Source organism: Streptomyces sp. NPDC050534 (genome assembly GCF_044457745.1).
Lineage (GTDB): Bacteria > Actinomycetota > Actinomycetes > Streptomycetales > Streptomycetaceae > Streptomyces.
In genome coordinates this window covers 1-19979 of sequence record NZ_JBITHF010000004.1, presented here as the reverse complement: position 1 = coordinate 19979, position 19979 = coordinate 1, and the positions used below count along the sequence as shown (strand labels likewise).

Annotated in this window: 15 protein-coding genes and 1 rRNA gene; 7 read left to right on the top strand and 9 right to left on the bottom strand. The window is 71.0% G+C overall.

Annotated features, from left to right (window positions below):
* Positions 1-59: 59 nt before the first annotated feature.
* Positions 60-2873, bottom strand: a complete 2814-nt coding sequence (secA, locus tag ACIBN2_RS14405) for a preprotein translocase subunit SecA (RefSeq protein ID WP_399134658.1) — start codon at positions 2871-2873, stop codon at positions 60-62.
* Positions 2874-3154: 281 nt separating this feature from the next.
* Here secA and ACIBN2_RS14400 point away from each other — a divergent pair, with 281 nt between their 5' ends.
* Both ACIBN2_RS14400 and ACIBN2_RS14395 read left to right on the top strand, forming a co-directional pair.
* A complete protein-coding gene (locus ACIBN2_RS14400; protein ID WP_399134657.1) occupies positions 3155-3730 on the top strand; it encodes a GNAT family N-acetyltransferase in 576 nt (191 codons plus the stop codon).
* 79 nt (positions 3731-3809) lie between these two features.
* Positions 3810-4994 (top strand): winged helix-turn-helix domain-containing protein, encoded by a 1185-nt coding sequence (locus ACIBN2_RS14395; RefSeq protein ID WP_399134656.1) that lies wholly within the window; start codon positions 3810-3812, stop codon positions 4992-4994.
* Positions 4995-4997: 3 nt separating this feature from the next.
* Here the strand turns inward: ACIBN2_RS14395 and ACIBN2_RS14390 are convergent, their stop codons facing one another.
* From ACIBN2_RS14390 to mtnA, 7 genes are all read right to left on the bottom strand, one after another.
* Positions 4998-5744 carry a response regulator gene (locus ACIBN2_RS14390; protein ID WP_384250253.1) on the bottom strand — a complete coding sequence of 249 codons (747 nt, stop codon included), beginning with the start codon at positions 5742-5744 and terminating at the stop codon, positions 4998-5000.
* A gap of 204 nt (positions 5745-5948) precedes the next feature.
* Complete coding sequence (gene hpf / locus ACIBN2_RS14385; RefSeq protein ID WP_399134655.1) at positions 5949-6641, bottom strand: ribosome hibernation-promoting factor, HPF/YfiA family; 693 nt, start codon at positions 6639-6641, stop codon at positions 5949-5951.
* Positions 6642-6951: 310 nt separating this feature from the next.
* A complete protein-coding gene (locus tag ACIBN2_RS14380; RefSeq protein WP_399134654.1) occupies positions 6952-7830 on the bottom strand; it encodes a ComF family protein in 879 nt (292 codons plus the stop codon).
* Between the two features lie 231 nt (positions 7831-8061).
* Positions 8062-9894, bottom strand: a complete 1833-nt coding sequence (locus ACIBN2_RS14375; RefSeq protein WP_399134652.1) for an LpqB family beta-propeller domain-containing protein — start codon at positions 9892-9894, stop codon at positions 8062-8064.
* Entirely contained in the window at positions 9884-11944 is a 2061-nt protein-coding gene (mtrB, locus tag ACIBN2_RS14370) for an MtrAB system histidine kinase MtrB (RefSeq protein ID WP_399134651.1), read from the bottom strand. Before mtrB ends, ACIBN2_RS14375 begins: the two co-directional genes overlap by 11 nt.
* Position 11945: 1 nt before the next feature.
* The gene (mtrA, locus tag ACIBN2_RS14365) at positions 11946-12635 is read right to left on the bottom strand and encodes a two-component system response regulator MtrA (protein WP_187284748.1); all 690 of its coding nucleotides are present in this window, start codon (positions 12633-12635) and stop codon (positions 11946-11948) included.
* Between the two features lie 242 nt (positions 12636-12877).
* A complete protein-coding gene (gene mtnA / locus ACIBN2_RS14360; RefSeq protein WP_399134650.1) occupies positions 12878-14026 on the bottom strand; it encodes an S-methyl-5-thioribose-1-phosphate isomerase in 1149 nt (382 codons plus the stop codon).
* 140 nt (positions 14027-14166) lie between these two features.
* Between mtnA and ACIBN2_RS14355 the strand changes: the two genes are divergently transcribed.
* From ACIBN2_RS14355 to ACIBN2_RS14335, 5 genes are read left to right on the top strand one after another with little or no spacing between them, the layout of a single operon-like run.
* Complete coding sequence (locus ACIBN2_RS14355; protein ID WP_399134649.1) at positions 14167-15489, top strand: hypothetical protein; 1323 nt, start codon at positions 14167-14169, stop codon at positions 15487-15489.
* Between the two features lie 4 nt (positions 15490-15493).
* Positions 15494-16279 (top strand): DUF4129 domain-containing protein, encoded by a 786-nt coding sequence (locus ACIBN2_RS14350; protein WP_399134648.1) that lies wholly within the window; start codon positions 15494-15496, stop codon positions 16277-16279.
* Entirely contained in the window at positions 16276-17472 is a 1197-nt protein-coding gene (locus tag ACIBN2_RS14345) for a DUF4350 domain-containing protein (RefSeq protein ID WP_399134647.1), read from the top strand. The genes ACIBN2_RS14350 and ACIBN2_RS14345 overlap by 4 nt, the downstream gene beginning before the upstream one ends.
* Positions 17472-18461: an AAA family ATPase gene (locus ACIBN2_RS14340; protein WP_399135238.1), complete on the top strand. Its 990-nt coding sequence runs from the start codon at positions 17472-17474 to the stop codon at positions 18459-18461. The genes ACIBN2_RS14345 and ACIBN2_RS14340 overlap by 1 nt, the downstream gene beginning before the upstream one ends.
* Positions 18461-19771 (top strand): DUF58 domain-containing protein, encoded by a 1311-nt coding sequence (locus ACIBN2_RS14335; RefSeq protein WP_399134646.1) that lies wholly within the window; start codon positions 18461-18463, stop codon positions 19769-19771. The genes ACIBN2_RS14340 and ACIBN2_RS14335 overlap by 1 nt, the downstream gene beginning before the upstream one ends.
* A 115-nt stretch (positions 19772-19886) precedes the next feature.
* Here the strand turns inward: ACIBN2_RS14335 and rrf are convergent.
* Positions 19887-19979, bottom strand: a 5S ribosomal RNA gene (gene rrf / locus ACIBN2_RS14330); the annotation flags it as partial.

Here is a 19979-nt window from a genome sequence, read left to right as displayed (position 1 = left end):
CCGCCACGGCGCCGTGGGCGCCACTGCTCGTTCCTACGGCGACCGGTTTCCGGCGTCGACTACTTCTTGCGGCGACGCCCGCCCCGCGCCTGCTTGCGGCGCTCCGCGCGCGTGAGGCCGTCGGCCTCGGAGCGCACCGGCTCGTCGTCTCCGACGAAGTCGCCCTCGATGGTGCCGCCCTCGCCATCCACGGTCGGCGCGGAGAAGTGGAGGTTGCGGCGCTGCGGGGCGTCCAGGCCCTTCGCGCGGATCTCCGGGCGGGCGCCCGCCTGCGCCGGCACCGCGTCCTGCTTGTCCATGTCGACCGGCGCCGCGTCCTCGACGGGGACCTCCTCGACCTGCTGCTCGACCTGGACCTCCAGGTTGAACAGGTAGCCGACGGACTCCTCCTTGATGCCCTCCATCATGGCGGTGAACATGTCGAAGCCCTCGCGCTGGTACTCGACCAGCGGGTCCTTCTGCGCCATCGCGCGCAGGCCGATGCCCTCCTGGAGGTAGTCCATCTCGTAGAGGTGCTCGCGCCACTTGCGGTCGAGGACCGACAGCACGACCCGGCGCTCCAGCTCACGCATGATCTCGGAGCCGAGCTGCGCCTCGCGGCCCTCGTACTGCTCGTGGATGTCGTCCTTGATGGACTCGGAGATGTACTCGGCGGTCAGACCGGCACGGTCGCCGGCCGCCTCCTCCAGCTCCTCGACGGTCACCTTCACCGGGTAGAGCTGCCGGAAGGCACCCCACAGGCGCTCCAGGTCCCAGTCCTCCGCGAATCCCTCGGCCGTCTCGGCGGAGATGTACGCGTCGATCGTGTCGTCCATGAAGTGGACGACCTGCTCCTGCAGGTCCTCGCCCTCCAGGACGCGGCGGCGCTCGCCGTAGATGACCTCGCGCTGGCGGTTGAGGACCTCGTCGTACTTCAGGACGTTCTTACGGGTCTCGAAGTTCTGCTGCTCGACCTGCGACTGGGCGGACGCGATCGCGCGCGTGACCATCTTGTTCTCGATCGGCACGTCGTCCGGGACGTTCGCCATCGACATCACGCGCTCGACCATCTGGGCCTTGAAGAGCCTCATCAGGTCGTCGCCGAGGGAGAGGTAGAAGCGGGACTCGCCGGGGTCGCCCTGACGGCCGGAACGACCGCGCAGCTGGTTGTCGATACGGCGCGACTCGTGCCGCTCGGTGCCCAGGACGTAGAGCCCGCCGAGGTTCTTGACCTCCTCGAACTCCGCCTTCACGGCCTGCTCGGCCCGCTTCAGGGCGGCAGGCAGAGCCTGGGCCCACTCCTCGATGTGCTCCTCGGGGTCGAGGCCGTGCTGACGCAGCTCCGCCTCGGCGAGGTCGTCCGGGTTGCCGCCGAGCTTGATGTCCGTACCACGGCCGGCCATGTTCGTGGCCACGGTCACGGCGCCCTTGCGGCCGGCCTGGGCGATGATCGGCGCCTCACGGTCGTGCTGCTTCGCGTTCAGCACCTCGTGCTGGATGCCGCGCTTGGAAAGCTGCTGCGAGAGGTACTCGGACTTCTCGACCGACGTCGTACCGACGAGGATCGGCTGGCCCTTCTCGTGCTTCTCGGCGATGTCGTCGACGACCGCCTCGAACTTGGCCACCTCGGTGCGGTAGATCAGGTCCGACTGGTCCATGCGGACCATCGGCTTGTTGGTCGGGATCGGGACGACGCCGAGCTTGTAGATCTGGTGGAACTCGGCGGCCTCGGTCATCGCCGTACCGGTCATGCCGGAGAGCTTGTCGTAGAGGCGGAAGAAGTTCTGCAGGGTGATCGTGGCAAGGGTCTGGTTCTCGTCCTTGATGTCCACCCCTTCCTTCGCCTCGATCGCCTGGTGCATGCCCTCGTTGTAGCGGCGGCCGGCGAGGATACGGCCGGTGTGCTCGTCGACGATCATGACCTCGCCGTCGATGACGACGTAGTCCTTGTCCTTCTTGAAGAGCTCCTTGGCCTTGATGGCGTTGTTCAGGTAGCCCACCAGAGGCGTGTTCACCGACTCGTAGAGGTTGTCGATGCCCAGCCAGTCCTCGACCTTGCTGACGCCGGGCTCGTGGATGGCGACCGTGCGCTTCTTCTCGTCGACGTCGTAGTCGCCGGTCTCCTCCTCGCCCTTGAGCTGGTTGCCCGCCTCGCCCCTCTTCAGGCGCAGGACCAGCTTGGCGAAGTCGCCGTACCACTTGGTGGCCTGGTCGGCCGGGCCGGAGATGATCAGCGGCGTACGGGCCTCGTCGACGAGGATGGAGTCGACCTCGTCGACGATGGCGAAGTTGTGCCCGCGCTGGACGAGTTCGTCCTGGGACCACGCCATGTTGTCGCGGAGGTAGTCGAAGCCGAACTCGTTGTTCGTGCCGTACGTGATGTCCATGGCGTACTGCTCACGGCGCTGGGCCGGCGTCATGTTGGCGAGGATGCAGCCGACTTCCAGACCCAGGAACTTGTGGACGCGGCCCATCATCTCGGAGTCACGCTCGGCCAGGTAGTCGTTGACCGTGACGATGTGGACGCCGTCTCCCGACAGCGCGTTCAGATACGCCGGCAGGGTGCCGACCAGGGTCTTGCCCTCACCGGTCTTCATCTCGGCGACATAGCCGAGGTGGAGGGCGGCGCCGCCCATCATCTGCACGTCGTAGTGGCGCTGGCCGAGGACGCGCTTGGCCGCCTCGCGCACGGTGGCGAACGCCTCGGGAAGCAGGTCGTCCAGGCTCTCGCCGTCCGCGTACCGCTGCTTGTACTCATCGGTGAGGGCCCGCAGCTCGGCGTCGGAGAGGGCGACGAAATCCTCTTCGATGGAGTTGACCTGGTCCGCGATGCGGTGCAGCTTGCGCAGGATCTTGCCTTCGCCTGCACGCATGATCTTCGAAAGGACGGACACGGGGGTTGGTCTCCTTGCCGGTCGGGCCTGGGACGGTCGGTTTCCATTGGACGTACTGAGCAACGGCCATCGTATGCGAGGACCCCACCAAGCCGGGAGCCTGCCGGGACGACGAGCGCAGGAGGCTCCTCGCACCGCTTCAAAATCTTCTTCAAAAGGGACAACGGACGGGCCCGGCGGTTGGTGCCGCACCCTGCCGCCGAATTGCGCGAATTGTGATCACCCGCTCACACACGGCCAAAAACATGGCGTCTTCATCGACCTCCGAGCAGAATCGGCCGATGGAACCCGTGACGCTCACGACCGCCCGCCTCCTTCTGCGCACGGTCGGTCCCGAGCACACCGACGCCGTGCACGCCGCCGCCCAGGACCCCGACATCCTGCGCTGGACCACGATCCCCTCTCCCTATCTCCCGGAGCACGCACGGGCCTTCACCCACCAGCTCGTCCCCGAGGGCTGGGCGACCGGCTCGATGCTCACCTTCGGCCTCTTCCTCCCCGAAGGGGAGGAACTGGTGGGCATGCTCGGCCTGACCATGCACTCCCTGAGCGTGACCGAGATCGGCTTCTGGGGCGCCAAGGAGCACCGCGGCAGGGGCTACGTCACGGAGGCCGCGGTCGCCGCGTCCCGCTGGGCCTTCACCGACCTGTCGGTCGACCGCGTGGAGTGGCGTGCGGAGGTGGGCAACAGGGCCTCGCGCGCGGTGGCGGAACGCGCCGGTTTCGTCATCGAGGGCATGCTGCGCTCCGCGATCGTCCACCAGGGCGTGCGTCGCGACTGCTGGGTGGGTTCGCTGCTGCCCTCGGACCTGGGCCTTGCGTCGACGGCTCCCTATCTGCCGGCGCCGGGCGCATAGCCGTGCTCAACACCGGCCTTCCGCTTACGTATCCGCAGGTCGTCGGCGATTGTCAGTCCCGCCTTCTATCGTGCGGACCATGACGACCCCGCGCCCCACCACCCACCTCTCGGCGGACGAAGCCCGTCGTATCGCGCTCCGCGCCCAGGGCCTCCTCGGCAGCCCCGACCGCGGGGCCGGAGTTCGCGGCGTCCTCCGCCATCTCGGCGCGGTCCAGCTGGACACGATCTCGGTCCTGGCGCGCTCCCACGAGCTCATCCCGTACGCCCGGCTCGGCGCGGTGGGCCGCAAGACCGTGGAGAGCGCCTACTGGAAGGCCCCCTCCGCCCACCCGCACGCCTTCGAGTACTGGTCGCACGCCGCGTGCATCCTCCCCGTCGAGGAGTGGCCCCACTTCGCCTTCCGCCGCCGCGCCTACCGCGGCCGCCCGCACTGGAACCACGAGCTCCCGGACGGCGCCTACGACCAGGTCGTCAAGCAGCTCCGCGCCGAAGGCCCGCTGACCGCCACCGAGTTGGGCGGCGCGAAGCGCACCAGCGAGTGGTGGGACTGGTCCGGCGCCAAGGTCGCCGTCGAGCGCGCGCTGATGTACGGCGAGGTCGTGTGCGTGGAGCGCAGGGGCTGGAAGCGGGTCTACGACCTCGCCGAGCGCGCGATCCCGCAGGATCTGCTGCACGACGAGCTGGACGACACGGAGTGCCTGCGCCGGCTGGTCCGCCTGGCGGGCCAGTCCCTGGGTGTCGGCACGCGCGCGGACATCGCCGACTACCACCGCCTCAAGGGCGAGCAGGTGGACGCGGTCGTCGCCGACTCGGGCCTGGTCCCGGTCACGGTCGAGGGCTGGGGCAAGCCGGCCTGGGCCGACCCGGCGGCCCTGGAGACCCCGCCGCGTGGCCGCCACCGCACCACGCTCCTGTCGCCCTTCGACTCCCTCGTCTGGGAAAGAGCGCGCACGGAGCGGATCTTCGGCTTCACCCACCGCCTGGAGGCCTACGTCCCCAAGCCGAAGCGGGTGTACGGCTACTTCGCGATGCCGGTCCTCGCGGGCGGCCGGCTGGTCGGCCGCGTCGACCCGGCCCGCGAAGGAAGCACTCTGGTGGCCAGGCAGGTCACGCTGGACGGCCCCAAGGCGGTGCCCGCGGTGGCCCAGGCCCTGGTGGAGGCGGCGAGCTGGGTCGACTGCACCGACGTACGCGTGGAGCGGGTGGAGGCACCCGAGCTGCGCGAGCCCCTGGCCAAGGAACTCACCCGCGCGCTCGGCTGAGCCTCACCGGATCTCGAGGATCTTCTCCCGCATCGCATACACCACCGCTTCCATCCTGGAGTGCAGCTGCAGCTTCTCCAGGATGTTGCGCACGTGGTTCTTCACGGTGTTCTCGGAGATGTACAACTCCTTGGCGATGTCCCGGTTGTTCATGCCGGTCGCGACGAGCTTGAGGACCTCCAGCTCGCGGTCGGTGAGCCGCGGGGCGGGGACCAGCCGGCGCTCGTCGGTGCGCTGGATCATCGACTTGAACTCGGTGAGCAGCTTCGACGCCATGGACGGGCTGATCTGCGACTGCCCGTCGGCCACCGCGCGAATCGCGGTGGCCACCTCGTCCGTGGAGATCTCCTTGAGCAGATATCCGGTCGCGCCCGCCTTGATCGCGTCGTAGAGGTCGGCCTCCTCGTCGCTGATCGTCAGCATGATGATCTTGGCGCTGGGGGCGACCTCCTTGATGGAGGTGCAGGCCTCGATGCCGCCCCGCTTGGGCATCCGCACGTCCATCAGGACGATGTCGGGCAGCAGGTCGGCGGCCTTGTCCACGGCCTCCGCACCGTCCCCGGCCTCCCCGACGACCTGGATGTCCTCCTCGGCCGCGAGCACGATCTCCAGACCCCGGCGGAAGAGCGCGTGGTCGTCCACGACCAGGACTCTGATCGGCTCCTTGCGTGGAGAGCCCGCTTCCGGGCCCATGCCGACGACGCCGTCGTCGGCATCCTCGTCATGCATCGGTCCGAAGCTGTCCGCCATCGTTCCTCCCCCTGAGGCTGTGGCCTGTGGTGCTGCGCCAACGCCAACCCAAGGCAACGGCCCACCGGTTGGACCGTTGCGGCCATGATTCCATGCCCGGGCGACAACGCGGTGACGGAACGGGTCGCGAAGAGGTTGCACACCGATGCCCCTGGGGGCGCACAGGCGCTCCAGGGGCACCGACCGAGTCGTCAGCCGCGCGCGTCAGCCACCCAGCGTGCCGCCCGGCGCGGGAGCATGCGCCTGGGCGACCATCGGGTCCGTGCTGAGGTGGATGACCCCGTAGTCATAGGCGTGCCGCCGGTAGACGACACTGGGCTCCTTGGTCTCGGAGTCGACGAACAGATAGAAGTCGTGGCCGACCAGTTCCATCTCGTAGAGGGCCTGGTCGAGTGTCATCGGGGCGGCTACGTGGGTCTTTTCGCGGACGACGAGGGGGCCTTCGCCCTTGACCTCGAGAGAGCCGATCTTCTTGGTGGGCACGCCGTCCGGCTCGTCGTCGTGGACCGCCTCGCCGTGACCGTTGAGCGTCGCCGCGCCGGGGACGTGGTCGGGGACCTCTGCCGCCGAGATCCTGCGCGCGCCGCGACGGGAGAACCGCTTGTCGTGCTGCTTGCGCAGCCGGGCCCCCAGCTTCTCCGCCGCCATGTCGAGTGCGGCGTACGGATCGCTGGCCGCTGCCTCCGCCCGGATCACCGGACCGCGGGAGCGGAGCGTGATCTCCACTCGGTCACACCGGTCGGCCTGTCGGGGGTTGGGCTCCTTGGACACCTCGACGTCGAGGCTGATCACCTTGCCATCGAGCTTCTGGATCTTCTCCAGGTTCAGCTTCTCGGCCACGTGCTTGCGGAACCGCTCGGGCACCTCGGTCTTGCGGCCCTTGACGACGATGTCCACGCAGAACTCCGTTCCCGGATCACTCCGCTTCGGCGGCGGAGCATCTCCCTTTTGCACCAGGCTCCGGCAACTCCGGAACCTCGGACTCGGTGACTTCCACCTCCTCCCCCGCGGACAAGATCTCCACTCCACCGCTGCGGGTGATTGTGAAAACCCGCAGCGCGGCATTCGGGTATGCGAGGGACGGCCTGCGCCTTTCTCTCACAACCGAACATATCTCGCCCGGACGGATGTCGTCACCCTCTACCGCGGCGTACCTCCGTTCAGGTGAATTGACCCTCTCATTACCTGCAACGATGCAACTTCGCAGTCAGTTCCGGTTTCTTTCGAAGGAATCCGGCGGGGCTGCGATCACAGCTGCGCAGACGACGTCACCCGCGGCGCGCGCGCCCGCTGTCAGCGGCACTGCGTGCCCTCGGCCGGTCCCTTCTTCTCTTGATCCAACGCTTCGTTCCCCCAACACTTCCCGCGCAGCTCCCGTGTACACGGCCCTAGTTGAATCTCCGTACGGAATCAGCCTTTCCTCCGGCTTCGCCGCCGCCCGCACGGCACGCGCCGCCTCCGTCAAAGACGCGCCCGTCGTCATCAGGTCGTCGACGAGCACGACCGGACCGGCGCGCAGCAGCCGCTCACCTCCGGGCGCCACGGCCAGCGCGCCCGCCAGATTCTCCAGCCGCTGCCTGGAGTTGAGACCCGACTGGTCGGCCACGGCACGCCGCTGCCGCAGCACGGCCAGCACCCTGGCGGCGGTCCCGGCCCGCCGCAGCTCACCTGCCGCCGCGAGCGCAATCCGCCGCGCCGGATCGTGTCCCCGTGCGCGCACCGCCCCGCGCGAGGACGGAACGGGAACGAGCAGCACGGGCGGCTCACCGCCCGAGGCCACCGCACCCGACGCCTGACCGAGCCCGGACCGCACAGCCCCTGCCAGGGCCGTGCCGAGCGGTCCGGCGAGGGCCAGCGCGCCGCGCTCCTTGTGTGCCAGGAGCACGGCCCGGACCTCGTCGGCGTACCGGGCGGCCGCGTGCACCACGGGCAGCCCGGGCGGCTCTGGCACCGGTCGCACCCGGCCCGGTGCGGCCCCGCTCAGAGCCGCACGGCACTCCGGGCAGAGCGCCGTGCGAGGCATCCCGCAGCCTCCGCACTCGGCCGGCAGCACCAGGTCGGTGAGGTCCTGCCACCACCCCCGCATGCCCACCACTGTGCCAATGCCCGAGTCACCCGGCCACCCCTGTGGAAAACTCCCTGTGGACAACTCGTCCCAGGCGCAAAGCGGGCCCGCGACGACTGCGCCCGGGTCCACAACGAGCGCCCGGGTCCACGACGACTCCGCCCGGGCGCACGCGACCGGCCTACACGCACGCACGTGACTGTCCTGCACAGCCGCGCACGAGGCCCCGCACAGGCGCATCCCGCACGGATCTCACCCGGGATAGACCGGCGCCAGTCCGTCCGTGACCTTCTGCCACTGCGCCCCGGTCGGCAGCCGTACGATCCCGTCCTCGGAGTACGCCACCATGGGCAGGCTGTCGGACTCGGTCGCGGTGATCTCCTTGATCCCGCTGAGAGCCGCGGGCGCCGGGCCCTCCGGCGTGGAGCCGTCCGCCTGGACGTAGCGCATGGTCTGCAGTCCGCCCTGTTCGCGACCGGCCACGACGAGCCGGCTGTCCCCGGCCCAGGACATGGCCGTGACGTTCTCCAACTCCGGTGACGCCGAGCGCAGTTCGAGCACCGAGACCGACCCTCGGGCATCCCCGGAGTCCTGCCGCCGCTCGATCCGCCCGATGAGCAGGGACGTCTTGTCGCCCTTAGCCACCACGAGCGCGATCCGCACGCCGTCGGCGGCAACCCGGACGTCCTGGATCTGGCCGTCCAGGGCCGGGATCTTCACCTCGAGCGGTTCACCCTTGCCCTGCTCCAGCAGGAGCAGCCGGGGCTTGCCGGGGTCGCGGTCGGCCACCCAGAGGTCGCCGTTCGCGTCCCAGCTGGGCGCCGTCAGCCGGTCCTTCTCCGTCTTGCCGTGGCTGACCAGCACGGGGTCCCCGAGGGAACTGCCGGACGCCAGTGACGCGACGTACAGGTTCTTGCCGTCGGCGCTCACCGCGGCCGCCGTGTCCTCTTGGCGCGAGACGGCGACGGACCGCAGTTGCCTGCTGCCCTCACCCAGAGCCCCGGGCACCGGGTCGGCCTTGGTGCTGTTGGCTGCGGGCGCCAGCCGTACGAGCCGGCTCTTGTTGTCGAGGAAGTACACGTAGCCGGGGTGCTCCGCAGAGCCGCGCGAGGCGACGTCGTCGGCCCGCTCCTCCGCGAGCGAGCACAGCTGCGTCTTGCCCGACCGCAGCTCGATCTCGTCCACCGCCGGGGTGAGCGTCTGGAGCGTGAACAGGATCTGCGCCGCCATCTCGTTGCACTTGCGCGCACCGGCCCGGGCGGCGTTCGCGTTCAGCGGCACGGTCAGCTTGTTCTGGTCGTCGGGCGTCAACGTGGTGACGCCCTTCTGCAGCTCCGTACCGGTGGGGAAACTCGTCCGCACCACGGGGTCGAGCCAGTGGGTGGGCCCGTTGAGCAGCGAGCGGACCATCTGCGTCATCGGGTCCACGCGCCGGCGCACGTACACGGGGTCCGCGACGGCCGCGGGCTGCGCCGCCGTCCCGGCCGCGGTGTCCGTGGCGAAGTAGTACTTGTTGACGGCCATGTAGTTGCGCTGGAAGTCCGACTTGCCCATGACGACGCCCTGGGGAAGCGTGTCGATGCGCCACTGCTTGGTCTTCTTGTCGCGCGTGAGGTGCACCGGCTGGTTGTACGACCCTTGCGCGGGCGCGTACGCCTGCTGCGCGTCCACCCTGGCGACCTTCGCGCCGGTCAGCGTGAACGAGAGGTCGTCGCTGTCCTCACGGCCGCCGAGGCGGTTGGGGTCGATGCCCGGCCCGTCGGCGAGGACCGTGCTGGACAGCCCCGGCTTCCACGCCTGCGAGGCCGCCTTGGTCAGATACTGGCGCGCCGTCGAATAGCTCGGGTCGTCACTGGTCAGCGCCTCGAGGAAACCCGAAACGATGTCCGAGGGCTGGGCGTTGTCCGGGGGCGGCATGGCGAAGACGCGTACCTGGGTGTCCTGGCGCGGTGTGGAGTCGACACCGCTCACGTCTCCGCTGTCGGGCATCGAGGCACACCCCGCCAGCAGTACGACGCCGCAGACGCCGTACGCCGCCGCACGAACAGGTCTGCGCCGGCCACCCCCGTCGCGGTCAGCGCCCACGAAATGCCTCCCCCTGCTTCTTCGAGTCCTCCGGCCCGCTGCCCGGGCGGCCCGGGGCCTCGTCCGGCGCCCCGTCCTCACTGGACGTTTCGTCCTGCCGCCGCGTTCCCGAGGCGGGCCGGGGCACCACACGCGCGCCGTTGCCCGGCAGGGCCGTCGGGTCGGCGGTGGGGGCCGTGCCGTTCAGCCGCGGGGCTATCGGTTTCATCTGGTCCCCGGCGGGCTGCGCGGGCACGGTGGCGGCCTTGTCACCGCCGCCGCGCGGCAGCCCCGCGTCGTCGAGTCCGCGATTGCGCCGCGAGTCCTTGGGCTCCAGCGGTATCGGCGAGCCTCGCAGCGGCTCGTCCGCGGTCCGCGGGAGCGTCAGCCGGAACTGCGAGCCGCCGCCCGGCTCACCCCATGCCTGGAGCCAGCCGCCGTGCAGCCGCGCGTCCTCCAGGGCGATGGAAAGACCGAGGCCCGTGCCACCGGTGGTACGCGCGCGTGCCGGGTCGGCCCGCCAGAAACGGCTGAACACGCGCGTGGCCTCGCCGGGCTTGAGCCCGACGCCGTAGTCGCGCACCGCGACCGCGACCGCCCCGCCCGCCGTGGCGAGCTTGACCACGACGTCCTTGCCCTCGCCGTGCTCCACGGCGTTGACGACGAGGTTGCGCAGCACCCGCTCCACGCGCCGGGCGTCCGCCTCCGCGACGACGGGCTGCTGGTCGCCCGCCACGCGTATCAACGTCCCCTTGCGTTCGGCGAGCGGCTCCGCCCCGCTGACGACCCGCCGCACGACCTCCCTGAGGTCTATCGGCTCCGCCTCCAGCGCCGCCGCGCCCGCGTCGAACCTGCTGATCTCCAGCAGGTCCGCGAGCAGCGACTCGAACCGGTCCAGCTGGTCGGCCAGCAGTTCCGCCGACCGCGCGGTGACCGGGTCGAAGTCCTCCCGCGCCTCGTGGATGACGTCGGCGGCCATCCGTACGGTCGTCAGCGGCGTCCGCAGTTCGTGCGAGACGTCCGACACGAACCGCCGCTGCATCCGCGACAGGTCCTCCAGCTGCTGGATCTTCAGCTGCAGGTTCTGCGCCATCTTGTTGAAGGCCTCGCCGAGCCGTGCGATGTCGTCCTCGCCGGTGACCTTCATACGTTCCTGGAGACGCCCGGCGGACAGCCGCTCGGCGATCCCGGCCGCCATCCGCACCGGCGTCACGACCTGCCGCACCACCAGCCAGGCGATGGCCCCGAGCAGGACGACGACGAAGAGCCCGGCGGTCGCCAGGGTGCCCTTGACCAGGCTCAGCGACTTCTCCTCCTGCGTGAGCGGGAAGAGGTAGTAGAGCTGGTACGGGTCGCCGTTCGGGTCGTTGACCTGCTTGCCGATGACAAGCGCCGGCTGGGACTCCTTGTCGTTGCTGTAGATGATGCTGGTGTAGCTCTGGGCGGCACCCGCGCCGTCGCTGATCCGCGTCCGCAGGTCCTCGGGGACGCTGGCGGAGGGGTCGACGTCGCCGGAGGCGCGCGGACCGCGCCCGCCGCCGCCGTTGTCCCCGGCGGGCAGGGTGACCACGTCGAAGGCGCCCTGACCGCCGCTGGAGAGCGAGGAAACCAGGTCGCTCATCCACTGGATGACGTTCTGCGAGGGACGGCCGTCCGCCGTCGTACCGCCGTCGGTGGTTCCGGCCGCCGCCTCGTCGGCCCTCTGCTTGGCCACCGCGAAGCCGCCGGTGGCCTGACTCTGCGAGGCCTTCACCTTGGCGTCCAGCAGGCCGTTGCGCACCTGCCCGATCACGACGAAGCCCAGCAGCAGGACGACACCGAGCGACATCAGCAGCGTCGTGGCGACGACCTTGAGCTGGATGTTGCGGCGCCACAGCCGCATGACGGGCAGCAGCGGCCGGCGCACCCAGCGCATGAACAGGCGCAGGACGGGGCTGCCCTGGACGCCGCCCTGCAGCACACCGCCCTGCAGCAGACGCTCCCATCGGGAGCCCGCCGTCCTCCGGCCGACAGGCCGCTCCGCGCGGGCCTCGCCCGGCCCGGGCGCCGAAGCGGCACTGTGACCGGACATGTCAGCTCGGCCCTGCCTTGTAACCGACGCCCCGCACGGTCACCACGATCTCCGGCCGCTCGGGGTCCTTCTCCACCTTGGAGCGCAGCCGCTGCACATGCACGTTGACCAGGCGGGTGTCCGCGGCATGGCGGTAGCCCCACACCTGCTCGAGCAGCACCTCACGCGTGAACACCTGCCACGGCTTGCGCGCCAGCGCGACCAGCAGGTCGAACTCCAGCGGCGTCAGCGCGATCGACTGCCCGTCCCGCTTCACGGAGTGACCGGCCACGTCGATGACGAGGTCGCCTATGGCCAGCTGCTCCGGCGCCGGCTCCTCCGACCTCCGCAGCCGCGCCCTGATACGGGCGACGAGCTCCTTCGGCTTGAACGGCTTGACGATGTAGTCGTCGGCGCCCGACTCCAGCCCGACCACCACGTCGACCGTGTCGCTCTTTGCGGTGAGCATCACGATCGGCACGCCGGACTCGGCCCTGATCAGGCGGCAGACCTCGATGCCGTCCCGTCCGGGCAGCATCAGGTCGAGCAGCACGAGATCGGGCTTGCTCTCACGGAAGGCGGCCAGCGCCTTGTCGCCGTCGGCTACGAAAGACGGCTCGAAACCTTCACCACGCAGCACAATGCCGAGCATCTCGGCCAGTGCCGTGTCGTCGTCGACGACAAGGACTCGTCCCTTCATAAACGACATCATCCCATTCTCGTAACAGTGGCAGAGGTGCAGGTGAGCAGGGTCACTGGCCCGTGACGATAGTCGTACTCCGCCGTCACTGTCTGCCTCGTCCGTCGACGCCGATGTCATCAACGGCCGTCAATCACCCAGCGTAGGCGCACCCTGACCACAGGGGCGGCCCGACGGAGCACCGCAGAACCGGCCCGACGGGACGCGCAGGCGCCCGCCCGACCCTGCGGGCACCGGCTCGGCCGCCGGTCTCCTCAGCCGATCGACACCTGGCGCGACCTGGCACAGAGCTCGGCCAGCGCCTCGGCGGTCACCGGCGAAACAGTGCCCTCCTCCGTCACGATCGCGGTCACCAGCTCGGGCGGCGTCACGTCGAACGCCGGGTTGTACGCCTGCGTGCCCAGGGGCGCCACCGGGATTCCGGCTCCTGCCTCCGCTCCAGCCATCGGCACCTGAGGCGCCACGACCTCGGTGACCTCGTGACCGGGCCGCTGCTCGACCTCGATGGACGCCCCGTCCGGGGTGTCCGGGTCCACCGTCGTCACCGGCGCCACCACGATGAACGGCACATGGTGGTACCGCGCCAGCACCGCGAGCGGATAGCTGCCCACCTTGTTCGCCACCGACCCGTCGGCCGCGATCCGGTCCGCCCCGATCAGTACGGCGTCCACCTCACCGGCCGCGAACAGGGAGCCCGCCGCGTTGTCCGTGAGCAACGTGTACGGCATGCCTCTGCGCGCCGCCTCGTACGCGGTCAGCCGGGCACCCTGCAGCAGCGGACGCGTCTCGTCCACCCACAGCCGCCGCAGCCTCCCGGCCCGGTGCGCCGCGAGCGCCACCGCGAACGCCGTCCCCTCCCCGCCCGACACCAGCGATCCGGTGTTGCAGTGCGTCAGAACCCGGTGCCCGCCGGCCGGCAGCAGCTCGTCCAGGAGCGCCAGCCCGCGCTCGGCCATACGCGCGCTGGCCTGGGCGTCCTCCCGGTGCAGCCGCCGCGCCGCGGCGAGCGCCGCACTCGCCGCCGCCGTAGGGTCGCCGCTCCTGGCGAACTCGGCCCGGTGCGCCGCCTGCGCCCTGCGCACACCGCCGGCGAGGTTCACCGCGGTGGGCCGGGCACCCGCGAGCACGGTCGCGGCCTCGTCCACGTCGAATCCGCGCGCGGCGGCGAGCGCGACGCCGTACGCTCCGGCGATCCCGAGCAGCGGCGCCCCGCGCACGGCGAGCGAACGGATCGCCTCCACCAGCACGGACGCGTCCGTGCAGACCAACTCGACCTCCTCGGCCGGCAGCCTCGTCTGGTCCAGCAGGACCAGGACCGGGCCTTCGGGTGGTTCCTCCCATCGGATCGCCGGGATCTCGGTCGGCCCGCTGTCTTCGCCGGAATGCGCGTACTGATCAGCCATGCGGTCAGTCTGCCCCTTCTGCGGCGGACAATTGAAGGTGTCCAGCCCCTACCGCGGCCGGTACCCGGGCGACCACCCCATGGCACGATGGCTGCCAACCTGCAGCCGCGACCGCGGACGGGCACCGTGAAGGAGCGACGATGAAAGACACTCCGGGCTGGGCCTCGCCCGGATCCGCCCCCTCCGACGGGCAGGAGTCCGGCACGTCCGGCCCTGCCGACCGTCCCGGTCCCGCGGACCAGCCCGGTCCCGAGCCGCAGGACGGTGCCGACGCACAGGGCCACGGCCCGCAGTGGTCCAAGGAGCAGCCGCCCGCAGGCCAGTGGTCCGCGCCCACCGGACCCGGCAGCTCCGCCCGGCCCGGCCCGCCGCCACCACCGCCGCCCGGCCCCGGCTGGGGCCCCCAGCCTCCCCAGGGCCACGGCCCCTACGGCACTCCCGGCCACCCCGGATGGGGCGGCGGCTGGGGCGGCCCCCCGCCCGCCGCGAAGCCGGGCGTCATCCCGCTCCGCCCGCTCGGCGTGGGCGAGATCCTCGACGGTGCGGTCTCCACCATGCGCACCTACTGGCGCACGGTCCTGGGCATCTCCCTGACCGTCGCGGTGCTCACCGAGATCATCGTCGTCCTGCTCCGGGGCCTCGTGCTCAACGACGCCAGCACCGCGGCCCTCGACGAGCCGAGCGCCACCGCGAAGGAACTGACGCGTGCCCTGGGCGAGGCCATGCTCAGCTCCGGTGCCATCTTCCTGGTCTCCCTGATCGCCACGGTCGCCGCGACCGCCCTGCTCACCACCGTCACCAGCCGTGCGGTCCTCGGCCGGCCCGTGACCACCGGCGAGGCCTGGCGCGACGCCCGGCCCCAGGTGCTCAAGCTTCTCGGCCTGATCCTGCTGCTGCTCGTCATCGCCGCCGCGATCGTCTTCGGCGGCATGCTGCCGGGCATCCTCGTGGCCGTCTTCGCCAACTCCGCGGCCGGTTTCGCGCTCGCCGCCCTGGGCGGCCTCGGCGGCGGCATCGTCGCCCTGTGGCTGATGATCCGCTTCTCTCTCGCCTCTCCCGCGCTGATGCTGGAGAAGCGGGGCGTGGTGAAGTCGATGAGCCGGTCCGTGAAGCTCGTCCGCGGCTCCTGGTGGCGGGTCTTCGGCATCCTGCTGCTCGCCGGGATCATCGCCAACATCATCTCGGCGATCGTCGTCATCCCCTTCACCTTCATCGCCGCGGCGTTCAGCGGCGACGGCATCACCGGGCTCCTCAACTCCGGCACGGGCGACCTCGGTTGGACGTTCCTGATCATCAGCGGGATCGGCTCTGTGATCGGCTCCATGATCACGTACCCGATCAACGCCGGCGTCACCGTGCTTCTCTACATCGACCAGCGCATCCGCCGCGAGGCCCTCGACCTCGAACTGGCCCGCGCCGCAGGCGTCACGGGCTACGGCGCCGACGCCGGCTCTGGAGGCTGATGCCGTGAGCCTGACGGGGGGAGTTCTCACGGCGGTGCCCACGGCCCTGCCACGCGCCTCAGGATCGGCCCTGCGGATCCTGCTCAGGGCCGGCAACACATCGGTCCTGTCGCCGGCCCGCTCCGGCGGCGAACCGCCGGTCACGATTCCGCGGGGCCCCGCGCGCGAGGCGGCCCGTCGTGAGCTGTCCAAGCGCATGTACCACGAGAACGACCCCAGCCTGTTCGAGCGCGCCCTGAACGCCTTCTGGGACTGGATCGGCAAGCTCTTCGGCTCGGCCGCGACCGCGACGCCAGGGGGCACGTTCGGCCTGGTCGTCATCATCGTGGCCGTCGTCGCGGTCCTGGGCGCCCTGTGGTGGCGCCTGGGCACGCCACGCCGCGAACCCGCCTCGTCCGCCGCCCTGTTCGACGACCGCCCCCGCAGCGCCGCAGAACACCGCGCAGCCGCCGAGGCGCACGCCGCCCAGGGCCACTGGAACCAGGCCGTCCAGGAGCGCACGCGCGCCATCGTCCGCTCCCTGGAGGAGCGCGCCCTCCTCGACGTCCGCCCCGGCCGCACCGCGGACGAGGCAGCCGCCGAAGCGGGCCGCGCCCTGCCCGCCCACACCGACCGACTGCGCGCCGCGGCCCGGGACTTCGACGACGTGACGTACGGCGGCCGAAGGGCGACCGAGCAGTCGTACGACCGTATGGCCGACCTCGACCGCGACCTCGAACGCAGCAAGCCCCAGCTCGCGAGCAGCAGTTCCAGCACGGCCGACAGCACCCGCCAGGGAGCCGCCGGATGACCACCGAGGTCACGCTCCCGTCCACCTCGGCCTCGCCCACCGCCCGCCAGCTGTGGACCCGCACGCGAGGCATCGCGCTCGCACTCGTGGCCCTCCTGGCCGCGGCCGTCGCGATCGCCGTGGTCCGCTCCGACACCAAGCACGGCGAACTCGACCCGCGCTCCGTCGGCCCCTACGGCAGCCGCGCCGTCGCCGAACTCCTCGCCGAGCGCGGGGTGTCCACGCGCGTGGTCACCACCCTGGGCGAGGCGCGCGCCGCCGCTGCCCCGGACACCACTCTCCTGATCGCCGTGCCCGACCTTCTGACGAAGTCCCAGCAGAGCCGGCTGCACTCCGCGATCGCGGGATCCGGCGGCCGCACCGTCCTCGTCGCTCCGGGCGGCGCGTCCATCGAGAAGCTCGTCCCCGGGGTCACCGCGGACCCGGCCATCAGCTTCGATTCGACGCTGGCCCCCGAGTGCCGACTGCCCGCCGCCCGCCGCGCGGGCACCGCCGACACGGGCGGCATCCGCTACACCACCACCCGCCTCGACGCCGACGAGTGCTACCCGAGCGAGCGCCTGGCCACCCTTGTGCGCGTCCCGGCAGCCTCCGGAAACGGCGACACCGTCGTCATCGGCGCGCCGGACATCCTCCTCAACGACCGTCTCGACAAGCAGGGCAACGCCTCGCTCGCCCTCCAACTCCTCGGCTCCCGCCCTCATCTGGTCTGGTACCTCCCCTCGCTCTCCGACACCTCGGCCACCGGCACGGGCGAGAAGAAGGGCTTCCTCGACCTGCTGCCCTCCGGCTGGATCTGGGGCACCGTGCAGCTCTTCGTCGCGGCAGCCCTCGCCGCCCTCTGGCGGGCACGCCGGCTCGGCCCCCTCGTGCCCGAAAAGCTCCCTGTGGCGATCCGCGCCTCCGAAACCGTCGAAGGCCGTGCCCGCCTCTACCGCAAGGCGAACGCCCGCGACCGCGCGGCCGCCGCTCTTCGCTCCTCCACCCGCATCCGCCTCGCCCCCCTCGTCGGCGTCCCCGTCGCCCAGGCGCACGCGCCCGAGGCCCTGCTCCCCGCCCTGTCCGCCCATCTCCACGGCGGCGGACAGTCCCTGCACTCTCTCCTCTTCGGCCCGCCGCCCAGCGACGACACGGCCCTCATCGCACTCGCCGACCAACTCGACGCCCTCGAAAGAGAGGTACGCCGTCCATGATGGACCCGACCACTGACAACGCCGGGTACACCGGGGACCCAGGCCGGGCCCGAGCCTCCCTGGAAGCCCTGCGCGCCGAGATCGCCAAAGCCGTGGTCGGCCAGGACCCCGCCGTGACCGGTCTCGTCGTCGCACTCCTCTGCCGCGGACACGTCCTCCTCGAAGGCGTCCCCGGAGTCGCCAAGACCCTGCTCGTCCGCGCCCTGGCATCCGCACTCGAACTCGACACCAAGCGCGTGCAGTTCACCCCGGACCTGATGCCGAGCGACATCACGGGCTCGTTGGTCTACGACACCCGCACCGCCGAGTTCTCCTTCCAGCCCGGCCCGGTCTTCACCAACCTCCTCCTGGCCGACGAGATCAACCGCACGCCCCCGAAGACCCAGTCGTCCCTGCTGGAGGCCATGGAGGAGCGCCAGGTCACGGTCGACGGCACTCCGCGCCCCCTCCCCGACCCGTTCCTGGTCGCCGCGACCCAGAACCCGGTCGAGTACGAGGGCACGTACCCCCTCCCCGAGGCCCAACTGGACCGCTTCCTCCTCAAACTGACGATCCCTCTGCCCTCCCGCCAGGACGAGATCGACGTCCTCACCCGCCACGCCGAGGGCTTCAACCCACGCGACCTGCGCGCCGCCGGCGTACGCCCCGTGGCCGGCCCGGCCGATCTGGAGGCCGCACGCGCAGCCGTCGCCAAGACGGCGATCTCCCCGGAGATCACCGCCTACGTGGTGGACATCTGCCGAGCCACCCGCGAGTCCCCGTCCCTCACCCTGGGCGTCTCCCCGCGCGGCGCGACGGCCCTCCTCGCCACCGCGCGCGCGTGGGCATGGCTCACCGGCCGCGACTACGTCATCCCCGACGACGTCAAGGCACTGGCCCTCCCCACCCTCCGCCACCGCGTGCAACTGCGCCCCGAGGCGGAGATGGAAGGCGTCACGGCAGACTCCGTCATCAACGCGATCCTCGCCCACGTCCCCGTCCCCCGCTGATGGCCATCACCGGACGCGCCGCGCTCCTCGCGGCCCTCGGCTCCCTCCCCGTCGGCATCTGGGACCCCGGTTGGACGGGCCTCCTCGCCGTGAACGCCCCCATCGCCGCGGCCTGCGCCTGCGACTTCGCCCTGGCAGCTCCGGTACGACGCCTCGGCCTGACCCGCTCCGGTGACTCGTCCGTACGCCTGGGTGAGGCCGCGGACGTCACCCTCACGGTCACCAACCCGTCCCGTCGCCTCCTCCGGGCTCGCCTGCGCGACGCCTGGCCGCCGAGCAGCTGGGAGCCCGGCACGGAGGTCGCGGCGTCCCGTCACCGCCTCACGGTCCCCGCAGGCGAACGCCGACGCCTCACCACCCGCCTGCGCCCGACCCGCCGCGGCGACCGCCGGGCGGACAGAGTGACGATCCGCTCGTACGGCCCCCTCGGCCTGTTCGCCCGTCAAGGCACCCACAAAGTCCCCTGGACCGTACGCGTCCTGCCGCCCTTCACCAGCCGCAAACACCTCCCCTCGAAGCTGGCCCGCCTCCGCGAACTGGACGGCCGCACCAGCGTGCTCACGCGCGGCGAGGGAACAGAATTCGACAGCCTGCGCGAGTACGTCCCCGGCGACGACACCCGCTCGATCGACTGGCGCGCAACCGCCCGCCAGTCCACGGTCGCCGTCCGCACATGGCGCCCCGAGCGCGACCGCCACATCCTCCTGGTCCTGGACACCGGACGCACGTCCGCGGGTCGCGTGGGCGACGCCCCACGCCTAGATGCCTCCATGGACGCGGCCCTGCTCCTGGCAGCACTCGCCTCCCGCGCCGGCGACCGGGTGGACCTGCTCGCCTACGACCGCCGCGTACGCGGCCACGTCCAGGGCCGCACCGCCCGCGACGTCCTCCCGTCGCTGGTCAACGCGATGGCCACACTCGAACCCGAACTGGTCGAACTGGACGCCCGGGGCCTGGCAGCGACCGCCCTGCGGACGGCCCCCCGCCGCTCGCTCATCGTGCTGCTCACAAGCCTCGACACGGCCCCGGTGGAAGAAGGCCTGCTCCCCGTGCTCTCCCAACTCACCCAGCGCCACACGGTTCTGGTGGCCTCGGTCGCCGACCCGCACATCGCCCGGATGACCAGGTCCCGCGGCAACACCGAGGCCGTCTACGACGCCGCGGCCGCAGCCCAGGCCCAGAGCGAACGCCACCGCACCGCAGAACAACTCCGCCGCCACGGAGTCACGGTCGTCGACGAGACACCGGACGAACTGGCGCCGGCACTCGCGGATGCGTATCTGGCACTGAAGACGGCCGGACGCCTGTAGGACAAGGGACATGTAGGACGAGAGGGCTCTTTCTCAAGAGCCCCAAAAACAACCGAACCCGGAACGCAGAAAACCCCCGAACCGGTATCCCCGGCCGGGGGTTTTCTCAAGATTTGTTCGGCGGCGTCCTACTCTCCCACAGGGTCCCCCCTGCAGTACCATCGGCGCTGTAAGGCTTAGCTTCCGGGTTCGAAATGTAACCGGGCGT